The sequence below is a fragment of the Cytobacillus gottheilii genome, assembly GCF_900166665.1.
In the GTDB taxonomy this organism is placed as follows: domain Bacteria; phylum Bacillota; class Bacilli; order Bacillales; family Cytobacillaceae; genus Cytobacillus; species Cytobacillus gottheilii_A.
In genome coordinates, this window is sequence record NZ_LT800494.1 from 3330438 (window position 1) to 3347851 (window position 17414).

17 protein-coding genes are annotated in these 17414 nt (G+C 38.8%); 10 read left to right on the plus strand and 7 right to left on the minus strand.

The window, feature by feature from the left end:
* Positions 1 to 24 precede the first annotated feature (24 nt).
* Positions 25 to 960 carry a ferrochelatase gene (gene hemH / locus B7E07_RS16290; RefSeq protein WP_080847458.1) on the minus strand — a complete coding sequence of 312 codons (936 nt, stop codon included), beginning with the start codon at positions 958 to 960 and terminating at the stop codon, positions 25 to 27.
* A gap of 25 nt (positions 961 to 985) precedes the next feature.
* A complete protein-coding gene (gene hemE, locus B7E07_RS16295; RefSeq protein WP_066447767.1) occupies positions 986 to 2032 on the minus strand; it encodes a uroporphyrinogen decarboxylase in 1047 nt (348 codons plus the stop codon).
* Between the two features lie 261 nt (positions 2033 to 2293).
* Between hemE and B7E07_RS16300 the strand changes: the two genes are divergently transcribed.
* Entirely contained in the window at positions 2294 to 2809 is a 516-nt protein-coding gene (locus B7E07_RS16300; protein WP_080847461.1) for an antibiotic biosynthesis monooxygenase family protein, read from the plus strand.
* Between the two features lie 301 nt (positions 2810 to 3110).
* Positions 3111 to 4517, plus strand: coding sequence for a hypothetical protein (locus B7E07_RS16305; protein ID WP_080847464.1), 1407 nt, complete (start codon positions 3111 to 3113; stop codon positions 4515 to 4517).
* A 115-nt stretch (positions 4518 to 4632) separates the two neighbouring features.
* Here B7E07_RS16305 and B7E07_RS16310 read toward each other — a convergent pair whose 3' ends face one another.
* Positions 4633 to 5295: a phosphatase PAP2 family protein gene (locus B7E07_RS16310; RefSeq protein WP_080847467.1), complete on the minus strand. Its 663-nt coding sequence runs from the start codon at positions 5293 to 5295 to the stop codon at positions 4633 to 4635.
* A 270-nt stretch (positions 5296 to 5565) separates the two neighbouring features.
* Between B7E07_RS16310 and B7E07_RS16315 the strand changes: the two genes are divergently transcribed.
* Positions 5566 to 6771 carry a M20 family metallopeptidase gene (locus tag B7E07_RS16315; RefSeq protein ID WP_080847470.1) on the plus strand — a complete coding sequence of 402 codons (1206 nt, stop codon included), beginning with the start codon at positions 5566 to 5568 and terminating at the stop codon, positions 6769 to 6771.
* 30 nt (positions 6772 to 6801) lie between these two features.
* Here B7E07_RS16315 and B7E07_RS16320 read toward each other — a convergent pair whose 3' ends face one another.
* The 3 genes from B7E07_RS16320 to B7E07_RS16330 form a co-directional block, all read right to left on the minus strand.
* Positions 6802 to 7527, minus strand: coding sequence for an EcsC family protein (locus tag B7E07_RS16320; protein WP_080847473.1), 726 nt, complete (start codon positions 7525 to 7527; stop codon positions 6802 to 6804).
* A 64-nt stretch (positions 7528 to 7591) separates the two neighbouring features.
* The gene (locus B7E07_RS16325; protein WP_080847476.1) at positions 7592 to 8809 is read right to left on the minus strand and encodes an ABC transporter permease; all 1218 of its coding nucleotides are present in this window, start codon (positions 8807 to 8809) and stop codon (positions 7592 to 7594) included.
* Entirely contained in the window at positions 8802 to 9542 is a 741-nt protein-coding gene (locus tag B7E07_RS16330; RefSeq protein WP_080847477.1) for an ABC transporter ATP-binding protein, read from the minus strand. Before B7E07_RS16330 ends, B7E07_RS16325 begins: the two co-directional genes overlap by 8 nt.
* A 740-nt stretch (positions 9543 to 10282) precedes the next feature.
* Here B7E07_RS16330 and B7E07_RS16335 point away from each other — a divergent pair.
* The 3 genes from B7E07_RS16335 to B7E07_RS16345 all read left to right on the plus strand — a co-directional run bounded on the left by B7E07_RS16335 (position 10283) and on the right by B7E07_RS16345 (position 12601).
* The gene (locus B7E07_RS16335) at positions 10283 to 10702 is read left to right on the plus strand and encodes an HIT family protein (protein ID WP_080847478.1); all 420 of its coding nucleotides are present in this window, start codon (positions 10283 to 10285) and stop codon (positions 10700 to 10702) included.
* A 159-nt stretch (positions 10703 to 10861) separates the two neighbouring features.
* A complete protein-coding gene (gene serC, locus B7E07_RS16340) occupies positions 10862 to 11944 on the plus strand; it encodes a 3-phosphoserine/phosphohydroxythreonine transaminase (protein ID WP_080847480.1) in 1083 nt (360 codons plus the stop codon).
* A 135-nt stretch (positions 11945 to 12079) separates the two neighbouring features.
* Entirely contained in the window at positions 12080 to 12601 is a 522-nt protein-coding gene (locus B7E07_RS16345; protein WP_080847482.1) for a tryptophan transporter, read from the plus strand.
* A gap of 96 nt (positions 12602 to 12697) precedes the next feature.
* Here B7E07_RS16345 and pdxR read toward each other — a convergent pair whose 3' ends face one another.
* Positions 12698 to 14152 (minus strand): MocR-like pyridoxine biosynthesis transcription factor PdxR, encoded by a 1455-nt coding sequence (gene pdxR / locus B7E07_RS16350; RefSeq protein ID WP_080847484.1) that lies wholly within the window; start codon positions 14150 to 14152, stop codon positions 12698 to 12700.
* Positions 14153 to 14282: 130 nt separating this feature from the next.
* Here pdxR and B7E07_RS16355 point away from each other — a divergent pair, with 130 nt between their 5' ends.
* From B7E07_RS16355 to B7E07_RS16370, 4 genes are all read left to right on the plus strand, one after another.
* A complete protein-coding gene (locus B7E07_RS16355; protein WP_176215228.1) occupies positions 14283 to 14900 on the plus strand; it encodes a LysE/ArgO family amino acid transporter in 618 nt (205 codons plus the stop codon).
* Positions 14901 to 15028: 128 nt separating this feature from the next.
* Entirely contained in the window at positions 15029 to 15202 is a 174-nt protein-coding gene (locus B7E07_RS23960; RefSeq protein WP_218970432.1) for a hypothetical protein, read from the plus strand.
* Between the two features lie 172 nt (positions 15203 to 15374).
* The gene (locus B7E07_RS16365; RefSeq protein ID WP_257391474.1) at positions 15375 to 15746 is read left to right on the plus strand and encodes a YtxH domain-containing protein; all 372 of its coding nucleotides are present in this window, start codon (positions 15375 to 15377) and stop codon (positions 15744 to 15746) included.
* Between the two features lie 872 nt (positions 15747 to 16618).
* Positions 16619 to 17194 (plus strand): HTH-type transcriptional regulator Hpr, encoded by a 576-nt coding sequence (locus B7E07_RS16370; RefSeq protein ID WP_080847489.1) that lies wholly within the window; start codon positions 16619 to 16621, stop codon positions 17192 to 17194.
* Positions 17195 to 17414: the final 220 nt, after the last annotated feature.

The following is a 17414-nucleotide window of genomic DNA, read 5'->3' on the forward strand; positions in this document are numbered from 1 at the left end:
TCTCGCCTTCTTTTCATTTTTCTATTATTTTTCTTTCAGTTTATTTAAAACAACAGCTGCCATTGCATCAATAAATTCTGGTTTCGCATTTGGCATCGCTGGACGATAATAGCTCGCACCAACCTCATCCGTGACTACCTTGCACTCATAATCATTGTCATATAACACTTCCAGATGCTCAGCAACGAAGCCAACAGGAGCATATACAAATGCTTTATAGCCTTTTTGTTCGTATAAATCTCTCGTTAAATCTTGAACATCTGGTCCCAACCAAGGCTCTGGCGTATTGCCGGCACTTTGCCAGCCAATCTCATAGTTCTTGATTTGGGCAGCTTCTGCAATTAAGTCAGCCGTTTCCTTGAGCTGATCTGGATATGGATCGCCCATTTGTATAATTTTTTCTGGCAGGCTATGTGCAGATACAACTAGCACAAAGTCATCCTTTTCTTCCTCTGGCATTGAATCTACAACCGTTTTTAGAGCGTCTGACCAATATTGAATGAATCTCGGCTCCTTATACCAGCTTTCAACGGATGTTATCGTTAAACCGCCAAGTTTCTCTGCTTCCTCTTTTGCTCTGCCATTGTAAGACTTTATACTGAAAGTCGAAAAATGTGGCGCAAGCACAATGCTAACAGCTTCTGTTATGCCATCTGCATGCATCTGCTGTACTGCATCCTCAACAAAAGGTTCAATATGCTTCAATCCGATATACATTTTAAATTCGTACTCGTCTTGAATGTCATTTAAATGCTGCTCTAATCCCTCAGCCTGTTCTTTTGTAATTTGTGCAAGCGGTGAGATGCCTCCAATTGCCTCATATCTGCTGCGCAAATCCTCGAGCATTTCGTCAGAAGGCCTTCTTCCATGACGAATATGTGTATAGTACCGTTCAATATCTTCCTCACGATACGGTGTTCCATATGCCATAACTAATAATCCAAGTTTCTTTCTTTCCATGCTGTTCACCTCTAAGTTTCTTAGCTTACTTGCTTAATTTTTCTGCAGAATATTCATGAACAAATGCTGTGAGTTTTCTTAATGTTTCCGGATTCACCTCAGGAAACACACCATGTCCTAAGTTAAAGATATAACCTGGTGTTTGCAGCCCTTGATCAAGTATTTCAATCGTTCTTTTCTCAATTTCACTCCAAGGAGCGAGTAAAATGGCCGGATCCAGATTTCCTTGAACCGCTTTTGTGATTCCGAGCTCTCTCGCTTCTTTAATTGGAAGCCGCCAATCAAGACCCACTACATCAAGCGGCAAATCATGCCATTCCAATGCTAGGTGGCTCGCACCGACACCAAACATAATTAATGGCACATTTTCTCCCTTTAATTCCGTAAATATTCTTGTCATGACCGGCTTAATAAAATGACGGTAATCCGCTACATTTAATGCACCAACCCATGAATCAAAAATCTGAATAGCTCTTGCTCCAGCTGAAATCTGAGATTTTACATATGTAATGGTCATGTCAGCAAGCTTGTCCATTAATGCAAACCAAGCAGCTGGCTCAGAATACATAAATGCTTTTGTTTTGTTGTAATTCTTTGAAGGACCTCCCTCAATCATATAGCTTGCAAGCGTAAACGGTGCTCCCGCAAAACCGATTAGCGGAACTGACAGCTGTTCTTGTGTCAGGAGTTTAATGGTATCTAACACATACGGCACATCTTCTTCTGGATGGATTTCCCCCAATTTATCAACATCTGCTTTTGATCGAATAGGATTATCAATCACAGGGCCGATTCCAGATTTGATTTCAACATCGACACCGATAGCCGGCAATGGTGACATGATGTCTTTATATAAAATAGCTGCATCATTGTTGTACTGATCCACCGGCAGCTTTGTTACATAAGCACAAAGCTCAGGCTGATGCGTAATTTCAAATAAAGAGTATTTCTCCTTAATCGCTCGGTATTCCGGCTGAGATCTGCCAGCCTGGCGCATATACCAAACAGGCGTATAGTCTGTCTTTTCCCCTTTTGCTGCTTTTAAAAATGTTTCATTGATTACTTTTGTCATTTACATTATATCCACCTTTCAAAACCTGTCTGCCTTACATTGTAATATATATAATTTAAAAATAGAAATTTGAAGATTAGCTTGTTTGTGATTGCTTACAATATATCGTTTTTCCCCGTATTTTGTATAGAAAATCAGACAAAATGTCAAAAAATATTCTTTTTTAGCGAACAAAATGAAAGCGTTCTATATTATTAGGATATTCATTTTCCAGCATGTATAATAGAACTGAGCATTTGAATTTGAAAGGAGTGTTGAAGAATGTTTATGTATTTTACTTCCGGCACCTATGATTTCTTAAAGAATATTAAAGAAAAACACACAAATGAAAAGCTTGTCCTGCTGGAGAATGAAAACAATGCACTGCTAATCCATGAATCTTCTGGCAGCACCTTTTTTAGTGCACCAAGATCCTATGAAATCTTTGAAAGTGCTGGTGAGTTCTCAGAACCCGGCTTTGCCGTATTAAACAATATCCCTGTTACAGATGAAGGAAGACCCCTTTTTGAATATCGGTTTAAGAACCGGAAAGGCAAAATTGAAAATGAACCTGGTTTTATCGGTCTGCGCGTTTTGCGTCCCCAAAAAGATAATACATATATCGTTTTAACCTTTTGGGAAGATGAAAAATCGTTCAACAACTGGCAAAAATCAAATAGTTTTAAACAGGCGCACAGCAAACCAGACGGACAAAAAGAAGAACAGAGCAAACCGCCGCAGATTTTTGCCGGTGCTTCCTACATTACCAAATACTATCGTACAAATGAAGATGAATAAATGATATAAAGCGGAATCACGAGGAGTTTCATTCCTTTGTCATTCCGCTTTTTATTTTGTTCTCTATTTACATTTTTTAATAGACGTCACTCATTGCAGATCATTCATATTCAGCTTTTCCAGCACCTTCTTACAGCTATGCCTCTATTCTCCTGCTTCGAGTTATGAATCTAGTAACTCCATTTATTCATCCAATCCGCCAGTCTATTAGCCCAAATTTAATTTCATTCACACCTGCACGCCTTTTTCATAATCTGTATAACAGGCGATAGCCTAATGTTTTATGAAAGGGGAATTCCTTATGGGGGTTGAGCTTACTTTACTTCATTGGATTTATGTCCTGTTTATTATAGCAATAATCGGCTTTATGGTGATGAGAAGAGATACGACCATAGTTTGTATCGTTGGCATATTTCTAATTGCTATTGCAGCCTCTGGTTCCTTAAGTGCATCTGTCAGCAGTATTTTTTCCAGTTTTATTTATGCCATCACTGAGCTTTTGCCAACCATTCTCATTATTTCTATTATCGTTGCCATGAGCAAAACACTGACAAAAACCGGCATTAATGATGTGATGATTTCTCCTTTTGCGAAATTTATTAAAACACCTGCTTTAGCTTATTGGACAATCGGAATATTAATGATGGTTATTTCTTATTTTTTCTGGCCATCTCCCGCTGTTGCTCTACTTGGAGCTGTCCTGCTTCCAGTAGCTATTCGTGTCGGTTTACCGGCTTTAGGCGTGGCAATGGCAATGAACCTATTCGGCCATGGAATTGCACTATCAGGAGATTTTATTATTCAAGCTGCACCAAAGCTTACAGCCGATGCGGCAGGACTGCCCGTATCTGAGGTTGTTTCCGCAAGCATACCGCTTGTCATTGTCATGGGTGCAGTTACAACGATCACCGCGTTTTACTTTATTAGAAGAGATATGAAAAGCGGAAAATTAACTGCACAAACCGGCAAGTCAAAAGAAGAAGAAGTTTTAGAAAAAGAAGATCATGTTCAAGAATCACTGCTGACACTTGGCCAGAAGCGCTTTTTCGCCTTGTTCATTCCCCTCCTGCTTATTGCTGACGTGGCAGCGATGTTTGCATTAAATCTTCAAGGCGGAGATGCTACGGCACTGGTTGGCGGGACCTCGATCTTTATCCTTCTGATCATTTCCATTGTCGCTCATAAAAACAAAGGGCTTGAAAAAACAACAGGCTATTTAATCGAAGGCTTTCAATTTGGGTTTAAAGTATTTGGTGCTGTAATCCCAATTGCTGCATTTTTCTATCTGGGCGATGCTGGCTTTACCGCCATTATCGGTGAATACTTACCAGAGGCTTCATCTGGCATTGTCAATGACCTTGGGCTTGCACTTGCCTCCATTGTTCCATTATCCGCAGAGGTTGGAGCCATAACTTTAACAGTTGTTGGTGCCATAACTGGTTTAGATGGATCTGGCTTTTCAGGCATTTCTCTCGCTGGATCTATTGCCAGCTTATTTGCAGCTGCCATCGGGTCAGGTGCAGCCGTATTAACAGCTCTTGGGCAAATAGCTGCCATTTGGGTAGGCGGAGGCACGCTTGTCCCTTGGGCGCTCATTCCTGCTGCAGCCATTTGTAATGTCGACCCTTTTGAATTGGCTCGCAGAAACTTGATTCCTGTAGTTATAGGACTTACAGTGACTACTATTGTTGCTATGTTTTTAATTTGATGAACTGAAAAGAGACAGTAAGAAGAATAAAGAATGCTTGGAACACAGTGTTCCAAGCATTCTCCCTTTTCACTTACCTTAAATATCGAGTTAGATTATTCACTATAAATTCCTGCTAATTTCCTTTCGCTTTCCTCCGCTCTCCTAAAACGCCAAGCAAAAGCTCATACAAAATAATGCACAGAAACACCCATATAAAACCAAATGTATAGCCGGCAGCAACATCTGTTGGGTAGTGGACACCTAATACAATTCTGCTGATGCCCATGAGAAGAATCATTGTTGCTGCCAATACTCCAATAAGCCACCTAGCTGCACTTTTCTGAAGAGACATAATGATTAAATAGGCCATCATAAAATATAAGATCATGCTGATCATCGCATGGCCGCTCGGAAAACTTAAACTGTTGACCTCTACTAAATGTTCAGCATCGGGGCGTTCTCTGCCGATTGTATTTTTCAGCCACTTATTAACCTCATTTCCTACAGCCACAGCAAATACAAAAACAGCAATTCCCACAAAATCTTTTTTAAAGAAACCAAGCCAAAGAATAAATATAATGGCAACTATGCCTACTCCCATTGTATTGCCCAGCCAATTCAGACCAATAAACAACTCATGAAGCAGCTCGCTGCCAAAAAGCTCGCTTGAAACTGCTGTAACTTGCACATCGAAACTCAAGCGCTCACCTGTTTGGACAACCATTACAAGCAATATAGTAAAAATAATGGCAATGGCTAAAAGAACATAAGATAATTTTGACTTTCGTACATTCATAACCTCTCTCCCTCTAAATAAGGCTTCATTTAAAAACTTTTACACAATAACAAATATCGATACTTATTTTACCATCTTTTACATATTCTTTTTTGTACCTTTTAAAAATTTTATCCAGAGTAAATCCTATTGTGCACTTAAATGATTCTTGTATGAGGAGATGTATCCAGAAATTTATTTCGGAAACAGAAAAAAATTCTCTTATATAATTTTAAAAATGTTCATAATATTATATAATATAGTACAAAAAAGAAGTTAGGGGAGATTTTTTTGCTAGAACAGCTCTTTAGCTCTTTAGAAAAATATTATGATGAAATGGTTTCCATTCGCAGGTATCTTCATCAGCATCCAGAACTATCATTTAAAGAAGAGAAAACAGCATTATATATTAAAAACTATTATGAAAACCTCGGCATTGATGTCCGCGCTAATGTCGGCGGCAATGGTGTGGTTGCAACCATTAAAGGACAAAAGGCTGGCAAAACAGTTGCTTTGCGTGCCGATTTTGATGCACTTCCTATTCAAGATGAAAAGGATGTACCTTACAAATCTCTTGTACCTGGTGTGATGCATGCTTGCGGTCATGATGGCCATACTGCTACTTTACTTGTATTAGCTAAGGCGCTTCATGAAATGAAAAATGATTTGCACGGTACATTTGTCATGATTCATCAGCATGCAGAGGAATATGCCCCAGGCGGTGCAATTTCTATGATCGAGGATGGCTGTCTGGATGGTGTTGATGTTATTTTCGGAACTCATTTGTGGGCATCTGAACCAGTTGGAAAGATTCAATACAGAGTCGGGCCAATTATGGCAGCTGCAGACCGCTTTGAAATAACGATTCAAGGGAAAGGCGGCCATGGTGCACAGCCTCATCGCACAAAAGATGCTATTGTTACTGCTTCTTCTCTTGTTGGGCAGCTTCAGCAAATTGTCAGCCGCAAAGTGAACCCTATTGACTCGGCTGTTGTAACAGTTGGCTCATTTGTTGCTGAAAATGCATTTAATGTAATTGCAGACAAAGCAAAGCTGACTGGAACAGTTAGAACTTTTAATGAAGAAGTGAGAACTTCAATTGAACAAGAAATAGAAAGAATCGTTAAAGGCATTTGCTATACTTCCGACAGCTCTTACAGCTATGAATTTGAAAGAGGCTATCCTGCTGTCGTGAATCATGAGGAAGAAACAGATTACCTTGTTAACTGCGCACGCAATATCGCAGAAGTAACAGCTGTTGAGGAAACAGAACCGCAAATGGGCGGAGAAGATTTTGCCTACTATTTGCAGCATGTGAAAGGAAGCTTCTTCTTCACTGGAGCAAAACCTGAAGGCAATGAAAACTACCCGCATCATCACCCTATGTTTGATATTGATGAGAAGTCCATGCTGATTGCTGCCAAAACATTAGGCAGTGCAGCTTTAAATGTTCATAACGAACAAAATGCTTTGGAAACGGAAAGTGCACAAGTATAAGATCAATAAAATAAAAAAGCGTTCCTCCGGTTATTGAACGGGAGGAACGCTTTTTATTAATCTTAACCTGTAGGCATTTTTAGCTGTCATTCCTAACGCATCAAGTAAGTTATAATTGGCATAAGCCCCTATTGCAGCACCTACTCCTGGAACAAGCTGCAGCATTTTCACAAAATCAATGTGATCGCGGTACTCCTGCTGAAATTCCCGCCAGTCCATATCCTGCAGTTCTTCTTTATACTGATCCCAATTTTCAATGATCGGCAGCACTTGCCTTCTTTTTTCATCACTTGAAAAAGCCAGCTGGAATATATGAAGAATAAACAGCCGTTCTTCATAGTTAGAAGTATCATAGCCATAAATAGATGCCGCTTCAAACAACAGCTTCATTTTAATGGAGAGCAAAAGCGGAAAATCAGCAAGTCCTAACAGGATTCCGCCTGCCCCGGTCCCTGCTCCCTCCACCGTTGCGGTTCTTCTATAAAAAGTCATCTTCTCAGCGAATACAGCATCTCGTTCCTTCATGCTCAAACCAGTTGACTGAGAACGTTTCGTTGTAAAATCAGAACCTGTTAATGTCGCTTTAACCATTTGCTTAATGCTATTGGTGATGATTTCATGCGCTCTCTCAGGGATAAATGAATTAACCCTTGTCTGAGCTTTTTTCGATATTCGGCTGATCAGACTTGAGCGCTTTAGCAAACCTCTTTTCCACTCAACAATTTCTTCATATACCTGCAGTTCATATTCATTCATAGAAAACATTCCCTTCGTCTTGTGCTATTTTATACGAGACAATAACGAAAAATGTTTCCTTTTTTTAATCCTTTGTCTGCAATCGCTTCGGCATATAGAGAAAAACATAAAGATAAGAAAAGAGCAGACCAGCTGTAAGCGTTAGAATAGCAGTTGTAAACTCTCCTTTTAAAAGGACTGTCAGTGCCAATAGAAACGCCTGCAGTGATAGTATACTTCCCATTAATTGTTTAAAAGATGTTTCCTTATATGCATCACCAGTTGGATATAATTTCACCCATAATTTGTTTTCATGATGATAAAACAGCGGAAGAAGCTGAAAAGCCGTTAAATACATGAATAGGATCGCAAGCAGGATTTGACCATACCCATATGAGATAAAATAGATAACAGCAGCCCCAATAAGCGTTAAACGAATAAATAGCCCTAAATAATCACCTGATCTTGAAAATGTCCGAATATACAAATGCGCATATATTTTTTCCGGTAAAAAAGGAACGCCTGAATACAGAGGGTCCAGCCACTTTCTTCTTTTAACTGCATTTTTTAATTTTGGGACATCTGTAAACATATTGGCAATCCGATAAAATGCTGTCATTCTTCGTTCTTCTTGTTCAATTAAATATTCCCATTTTAAGCCTCTGTTTTTGATTTTCCCATTGAAAAAGACGAGCAGCAAGATCAAAAGCATGCCAACGGGGATCATAAATAAATAGGACGCACCAGAGAATAACAGGTATAAAAAACCGGTATTAACCGCAAAGCGCACTGCTGAATCAGATCTCAGCACATTTTGCTCTGTGTAATACTGAATTCTCCAGCGAATCTCCAAATTCAGCCATTTCACCAAAAGTAAAACGGCTAATAAAGGGAAAAAGCCCTGAAAGCTCCCTCCGTTCACCTTTGCATACATCGGCATAAACAATGCCAGCAGCATCAGTAGTAAATACGCCTGTAGAAAAAAACTAACCATTAAGGATTTGCGGAAATACCCGTGTAATTTTGTTTCAAGCGGCAAAAGAAAAATCCGATCAGCCTCCGTTAAAAATGTAAAAATCGGGCTATATGTAAGCAATATTCCCAGAAATACAGCCATGATGGCTGGGACGGGATAATCAAGGGGCATCTCTTTTACCCAGCCTTGATAATAATAAGCTCCAGTTCCAAGGAGAAAAACGAGCACGATCACTAGATGGCCGTTAAATATGTACCTCAGATAAGAACTCAGCTCTTTGCTGGTGCGCGCCAGTCTTTCTTTCCATAATGTATTCTCATTAAACATAATCTTCTTCCTTTGTGAGCTGTATATATAGATCATCAAGAGTCGCATCCGGCATTTTAAATTGCTGCTGAAGCTCCTGCAATGTCCCTTTTGCCCGCACCTTTCCTTCATGTAAAATTACAAAACGGTCGCAATAGCGTTCAGCTGTAGCAAGAATATGAGTTGACATAAGAATTCCTGCTCCCTCTTCCTTCATCTTTTTCATTAAGTCAAGCAGGGATTGAATCCCAAGCGGATCTAACCCAACAAAAGGTTCATCTACAATATAAAGGGACGGCTGCACTAAAAAAGCACACATAATCATAACCTTCTGCTTCATTCCCTTAGAAAAATGAGCAGGAAACCATTTTAAGCGCTTTTCCATTCGAAATTCTTTTAACAGCTTTCCTTTTCTTTCTTTAAATTCCTCGCTGCTGATTCCATAGGCCATCGCCGTCATCTGCAGATGCTCGTCCAGTGTTAGTTCATCATATAAAATCGGCGTTTCTGGAACAAACGTGAATTGCTTCCGATACTCTTCCTTATCTTCAAGAAAAGATTTGCCGGCAATTGAAATTTCTCCCTTATGAGGCTCCATTAAGCCAATCACATGTTTTATGGTAGTACTTTTACCTGCCCCATTTAATCCGATTAAACCAACAATTTCATTTGCTTTCACGTCAAAACTCACATCTTTTAATACAGGATTTCTTGTGTATCCGCCTGTGACATTCTTTATCTCCAATAGAGCCATCTTAAAACGTCCTCTCCATATATCATGATTTCATTGTAAAAAAGGGTGAGTGCATTGTCCAGTGTCGTCATTTTTCGCATACATTTTGCTGCTTGTTGTCTTAAATGCTTGATATAAGCAGTTCTCTAATTTTAAAATTTTTTCTCCGTAAAAAAATGTATATAAGCTTCATATGCGGGCATTCTAATTCTTGAAGGGGAAACAAATCATTAATTGAACATCTAACCGATATTCAAAATTTGAAATGAGGTGCTTGTCGCAGACAGCAATCTTTCAATAAACGTGATTTAACCTGAAACGTTCCTAAGATAAGGGGATGGTTGCATTGCACGAAAGTAATGAAAACCGCAGATCTTAAACACTCTAGGCCGTATAACCGTATATTGCCTTAAATCATTTAAAATGAGGTGTTTATCAAAGACTAACATCACTTTCTTTATAAGTTGTGAAACATATAAAGACAAATAGGGGATGGTTAGCTTGAACAAAGATCGAATGTCTCTATTGTAAACACAATTCATGTAAAAATGAGGTGTTTGTTAAAGAGTACTTCCCGTTTTAGAACATATTCAGAAGTTTCTCCTTCACGAGGCAGGATTCCCAAGCGGGATCCTGCCTTTCCTTTGTTCTTATGCTCGACAGATTTCGAGATGTTTCGGGACGTCCCAGTGACGCGTCGAATTTTCATACATTTTATGATAAAATTCAAACAACAAAAAAAATTGATTGGAGTTGTTTATATGAGTGATTGTATTTTCTGCAGCATTATAAATGGAGATATTCCAGCTGCTAAGGTTTTTGAAAATGAGCATTGTTTGGCATTTTTAGATATCAGCCAAGTAACAAAAGGACATACACTTGTGATTCCAAAGGTACATAGTGAAAATGTATATGAATTAGATGAGGAGACAGCTGCCAATTATTTTAAAGCCATTCCAGAAATTTCCCGTGCCATTAAAGCAGCTTATAATCCTATCGGGTTAAACCTGCTGAATAACAACGGAGAAGCTGCCGGACAATCTGTATTCCATTATCATATGCACCTCATCCCCCGTTATGGTCAAGGCGATGGAATGGGTGTTGTGTGGAAATCAAACCAATCAGCCTATACTCCAGCAGATTTGCAGGAAATTGCTTCTTCTATTAAAAATCAATTATAAGAAAGCATGATGCTTCTCTATTTAGAGAAGCATTTTCTCTTTTTAATTTTCATAATATTCTTATTTACCCTCTGTACAAATTCACAAAGTCTGTTAACATATATGTATCTTTAGCTCTTTACAGTGTAATCGTATTACAGCATAACGGAGGTTATTGAAATGAAGCGTGCGCTAAACTTTAATGCTGGACCAGCTGCAATGCCGGCAGAAGTCTTACAAAAAGCCGAAAAGCATTGGCTCAATCTTGCTGATACCGGCATGGCTGTCATGGAATTAAGCCATAGAAGCAAAGAATATGAACAAATCCACGAAAACGCCATACAAGGACTGAGAAAGCTGCTTTCCATTCCAAGTGACTATGAAGTTTTATTTATTCAAGGCGGCGCAAGCCTCCAATTTTCAATGATCCCCATGAACTTCTTACATGAGAACACTTCAGGAAATTATGTTTTAACAGGATCATGGTCTGAAAAAGCATTAAAGGAAGCTCAAAAGATCGGCAGCACTGCTGCAATAGCTTCCACCAAAGAAAACTCCTATCGTTCAATCCCACAACTATCAGATCTCAACACTACGGAGAATGCAGCCTATTTGCATATAACAAGCAATAACACGATTTTCGGCACACAATGGCACACTTATCCGACACAGCTGCCTATGCCTTTAATCGCTGATATGTCCAGTGATATTTTAAGCAAGCAAATTGACATACGTCAGTTTGGGATGATCTATGCTGGTGCACAAAAGAATCTTGGACCATCTGGAGTAACGGTTGTGATTATTCATAAAGATCTCATTTCACAGGATAATGATCACTTGCCAACTATGCTTCAATATAAAACCTATGCTAATAACAGCTCTTTATACAATACACCTCCTACACTTGCGATCTACCTACTGTCCCTTGTTCTGGAATGGGCAGAGGAAAAAGGCGGACTGCAAGCCATTGAAAAAATGAATGAAAACAAAGCGAAATATTTATATGATACCATAGACGAAAGTGACGGTTTCTATTTAGGGCATGCAGAAAAAAACAGCCGTTCATTGATGAATGTTACCTTTAATTTAGCTGATAAAGAGAAAGAAGCTTTATTTTTACAATCGGCATCTGATGCAGGTTTTATCGGACTAAATGGCCATAGATCAATTGGCGGCTGCCGCGCCTCCATTTACAATGCAGTACCTGAAGATCATGTATATAAGCTTGCACAATTTATGAAAAGCTTTAAACAAAATTCTTAAAAAACAAAAAAAACATGCTAAAAAAAAATCATTCTGTGGTATAATGAGTGAAAGTTTTTCGCTGCAGGCAAAGAGTGCACTGCAGGAGAGACAAAGAATAAAAAAGAGAACAGCAGAGCAGAGGAGAGATTAGAAATGAATAGTAAGAATATTGTAGCATTGGCGCTACTCGTTGGAATGGGTGCCGTTTTGCACACCGTTGTACCTGGATTTGTATTTGGCATGAAGCCGGACATGATGCTGACCATGATGTTTCTTGGAATTTTATTATTCCCTGACATGAGAAGTATTTTATTATTAGGTATTGCTACTGGAGTTATTTCTGCACTAACTACATCATTCCCATTAGGACAGATTCCAAATATGATCGATAAACCGATTACAGCCTTTTTGTTTTTCGGAATCTATCTAGTCATTAGAAAATTTAACAAACCAACATTATCTGTTGCCATATTAACAGCAGCTGGAACGCTGATTTCTGGAGTTATTTTCTTAACATCAGCCTATCTGCTAGTCGGCCTGCCTGGTGCATTTGCCATTTTATTTACTGGCACTGTACTTCCTGCAATGGCCATCAATACAGTGCTGATGCTGGTCCTTTATCCAGTTGCACAAACTATTGGCAAACGTACAAAATTAATACCAGCAGGTAACTAACTATAACCGTTAAAGGTCCAAATCAACTGATTTGGACCTTTTTTATATAGACATTAAATAAGTGCAGCTGTGCCCTCTTTCATACAATCATACTCCTCAACGTCTACTCATTTCACCGATGATCTCAGCCAGTCTTTTTAACCCTTTCTCAAGCTGTGCAGGCTCTGCGTATGAATACGATATTCGGATATGTGAGGAATCTTTATAATCGTATATATTGCCGGGATTAATAAGAATCCCCGCCTTTAACGCTCTTTTAAACAACTTATCCATTGAAACAGCTTCATAAAGCTTCAGCCAAATATAAAAACCCCCTGCAGGATTGTTCCATGTCGCAATTCCGCTATAATACTTTTCAAGAATTCGAATAGCTGTATCTCTGCGAAACTTCAATTTTTCTCTCAGATGAAAAATATGCTCATCATAAAGGCCGCTTTGAAGCCATTGTGCAACAGCATATTGTGACAATGTGCTCGATCCATAATCTGTCTGCATTTTAATATCAGCCAAACGGTCAATTACTTGCTCCGGACCAACTAACCAGCCTATTCTTAAGCCGGGACCTAGTGTTTTTGAGATACTGCCCATATATAAAACAAGCCCTTGTCGATCATTTGCTTTTAACGGCTGCGGCGGTGGTTCCTCAAACCATAAATCACCATATACATCATCTTCAAGAATGGGCAGTCTTTCATGGCTGCAGGTCTGCAGCAGTTCTTCCCTCTTAAGTACTGGCATTGTATGACCCGTGGGATTATGAAACGTAGGAATAGTATACAGCAAGGATGCATGATGCTGGCGTCTTAATTTCGGTAACAGCTCGGTTTTCATTCCCTTATCCCCCATAGGCACACCAAGCAAATTCATTCCTGCAGATTGAAAAACATTAACAGAAGTAACGTATGAAGGAGATTCATGAAAGACAACCGATCCTTTTTGCAATAAGCCCAGAGAAATCAATTGAAGTGCCTGCAATCCTCCTGAAACAATTAATACCGATGATGGACTTGCTTCGATCCCTTTTCTCTTCAAATAATCACAAATAGCTGCTCGCAATGAATAACTGCCTTTTGGCTCTGTGTAGCTGAGTGATAACTCTTGAGCTGTTTTTTGCTGAAAAATGCCTTTCATCTTTTTCCTGGGTAAAAATTCTGGAGCTAGTTCACCTGTCCCGAGACGGATCATATCCGCTCTAAACTCGGATCTATTGATTTCCTGAATAATAGACTGATTTGATTTATGCACACCTGAGTCAACGTACGTTTTCCAATCTGGTGCTGCACCTGAAGAAATAGTGCTCCAGGTGTTATTCGCTACGAATGTCCCATAACCAACCCTAGAATCGATAAAGCCGTCAGCAGCCAACTCTTCCAGTGCTGCTACCACCGTACTTCGATTCACATTAAGTTGTTCGGCCAAGATCCTTAGAGGTGGAATTTTAACACCAACTGTCCATTCTCCATTTAAAATTTTCTGTTTTAAATATTCGTATATTTGCTGATGTAATGGATATTGAGCTGAACGAATTGGCTTCCAATCTACTTGATCCATATATATAAATACTCCTCGTTTTCTTTCTATTATAACGTATTGGTTGGTATAATCCCCAACCAATTGGATGGAGACTTTTCAGACTGTCTCTTTTAAAATATGATTTATCAGCTTTAAGGGGGACATTACAATGATTGAAGCTTTGATTCATGGAACCGCCTTGGCATTCGGTCTTATTTTGCCGCTTGGCGTTCAAAACGTTTTTATTTTTAACCAAGGAGCCATTCATAAAAAATTCACCCGCAGTCTTCCTGCCATTTTAACAGCTGCGGTCTGTGATACTCTATTAATCCTTTTAGCCATCACTGGAGTATCTCTTATCATTTTCCAGTTTGAATGGTTAACCACGCTTATTTATATCATAGGATTTATTTTTCTGATTTATATGGGATGGACTATATTAAAAAGTGACCCAGCAGCGGATCATCAAAAAACAAATATACATTTTACAGCTAAACGCCAAATTACATTTGCTGCGTCCGTGTCCTTACTAAATCCTCATGCCATTATTGATATCATTGGTGTAATTGGTCCAAATTCATTAGGCTATAAAGGGGTTGAACTAGTTGTTTTCACACTTTCTTGTATAAGCGTTTCTTGGATTTGGTTTTTCGGACTGGCAATTACGGGAAAAATTTTGGGGAGAGTTGATACAACAGGCAACTTGGTCAGAAGGTTTAACCAAGTATCAGCATTTCTTATATGGGGGATCGCCATTTATCTTGGAGTGAAAGTGTTTAGCGGTTAAACAATTGCTATATCGTTCTACTTATTTAAACGTTTATTACGATTCAATCCTGACAATCTTGGCAGTAAAGGGCTTATCAGCATTTTCACTCTGCCGACTACTTTCCCATTAATGCTTTAAAAAAGAGTGTGACAATTGCTAAGAATAAAAGCAAGCCTCCTATTGCTCCTAGTGCAGCAGCTCTTTTCTTCAACAAATATTTGGGAGGATACATGCCAGGTTTTTTGATTAAAAGAAAACAATATCCGGCACAAGCCAGCATGATGAAGCACAAAATAAATAAAATACTTGTCATCCTTTAACCACCACTCCTTCTTAGCACTTGTACCAATGTATGCTGACTAAAGCTTTCTTATTAAACACAAAAACGTTTATATAAGGCAATATTGTGTTAAATACATAAAAAGGTGTTTATTGATCGACAAAATTTGTGTAAGATAAAACTATGAAAACGTTTTATCTGGGGAGGTTACCATGATGAAGGCAAAATCTTTTCTATTAGGTTTGATTGCCGGAGGTGCGGCTGCCAGCATTTCTGCCCTTTTAACAGCACCCGCATCCGGGAAAGAAACAAGAACTGTCATTCATACAAATAAAAATATCGTCAAACATCAATTAGATCATGTAAAGGAACAGCTCTTAGATATAAAAAGGGCTACTACAACAGTAACAAAAGAAGGAAAAGTGGCTTTTGCGGCAATGTCCAAGGATCTGAAAGGCTCCGTCAATGACTGGAAAAATGAAATTCGCCCTCATGAACAAAACTTAAAGCGGGAAATCCAAGAGATTGAAACAGCCATTCAAGAATTAGAGACGACATTAAATCAAGGCAAAAATTCCAATTAAGCACAGCATCTTTCCAAGAATTAAAATTCTTAGGAAAGATGCTTTTTAATGCTTTTTCAATATTTTTAAGTTTAATACATTAGAAAAGAAGGATTTTTGTCTTTTTACACGAAAACTAATATATTATAAAAATGCTTTTATCCAAAGAAAAGATGAAACAAATCGCCTATTTTAAAAACAAAATAACTGAAACACATAACAAGCAACTTCCCAAGAAATAATTTCTAAAAATTTCGCAAATTTATACCTTTATTAATTTTTGTTTTATTGGCATAATGATAATATGAAATGTGGAAACGGCTTGCTCAGCCCCGACAAGCATAAGGCAAGTCATTTAGAAGGTTGTTCTTTAACCTTCTGGATGGATTGACTTATGACCTCGAGGGGCTAGCCGTTGGAACTGGACTACTTAGAATGTGGAAGGCGCTTGCTCAGGGGCGACAAGCTTAAGACAAGTCGGCTGGAAGGTTGTACTTTAACCTTCTAGACGGATTGGCTTAAGACCTCGAGCCCCTAGCGCCCTGGAACTGGACTACTTAGAATGTGGAAACGGCTTGTTCAGCCCCGACAAGCATAAGGCAAGACATATAGAAGGTTGGTCTTTAACCTTCTGGATGGATTGACTTATGACCTCGAGGGGCTAGCCGTTGGAACTGGACTACTTGAAATGTGGAAGGCGCTTGCTCAGGGGCGACAAGCTTAAGACAAGTCGGCTGGAAGGTTGTACTTTAACCTTCTAGACGGATTGGCTTAAGACCTCGAGCCCCTAGCGCCTGGAACTGGACTACTTAGAATGTGAAAACGGCTTGTTCAGCCCCGACAAGCAAAAAAACCGGAATTTTAATTTCCTTATAAAGCAGGTGAATATGTGTATGTCAAATAAAGAATATACAATGAAAGAAGCATTACTTTTCAGCCAAAGAATAGCGCAGTTAAGTAAAGCATTATGGAAAGCTGTTGAAAAGGATTGGCAAAATTGGATTAAACCATATGATCTTAATATTAACGAGCATCATATTTTATGGATTTCGTATCACTTGAATGGAGCATCTATTTCAGATGTAGCCAAATTTGGGGTTATGCATGTTTCTACTGCGTTCAACTTTTCAAAAAAGTTAGAGGAACGAGGCTATTTGCGTTTTTCTAAGAAGGAAAGTGATAAAAGAAATACGTATATTGAAATTACGCAAGAAGGTGAAAACGTTTTACTAAATATGATGGAGTCTTATAAACCTGAAGAAAACTCAGTATTTTCAGGGGCATCACCTTTGCGGGAACTATATGGAAAATTCCCTGATGTCATCGAAGTAATGACAATCGTACGAAATATTTATGGTGATGATTTTATGGAGATTTTCGAGAAATCGTTTGCAAACATAGAAAACGAATTTACCGATAACAATGGAACAATTGAGAAAAAAGATAAATCGGAAAAAGAACTCGTTTAATCAAAGCTAGGCTTCCCCACTTCCCCGGAGAATTCGTTTGGCCCAATGCGCCTCATTCAAGTCCAGCTGTAACTATGCATCTCGTTTTATGATCACCACACAGCTGGACCACTTAAATCATTTCCAAGTTCTCATTGATACCATCTTTAAAACCCAAGTAACACTACGCATGCATATTTCTTAGAAAACCACCGATGGCAATGCAATCAACTTGGCTTCC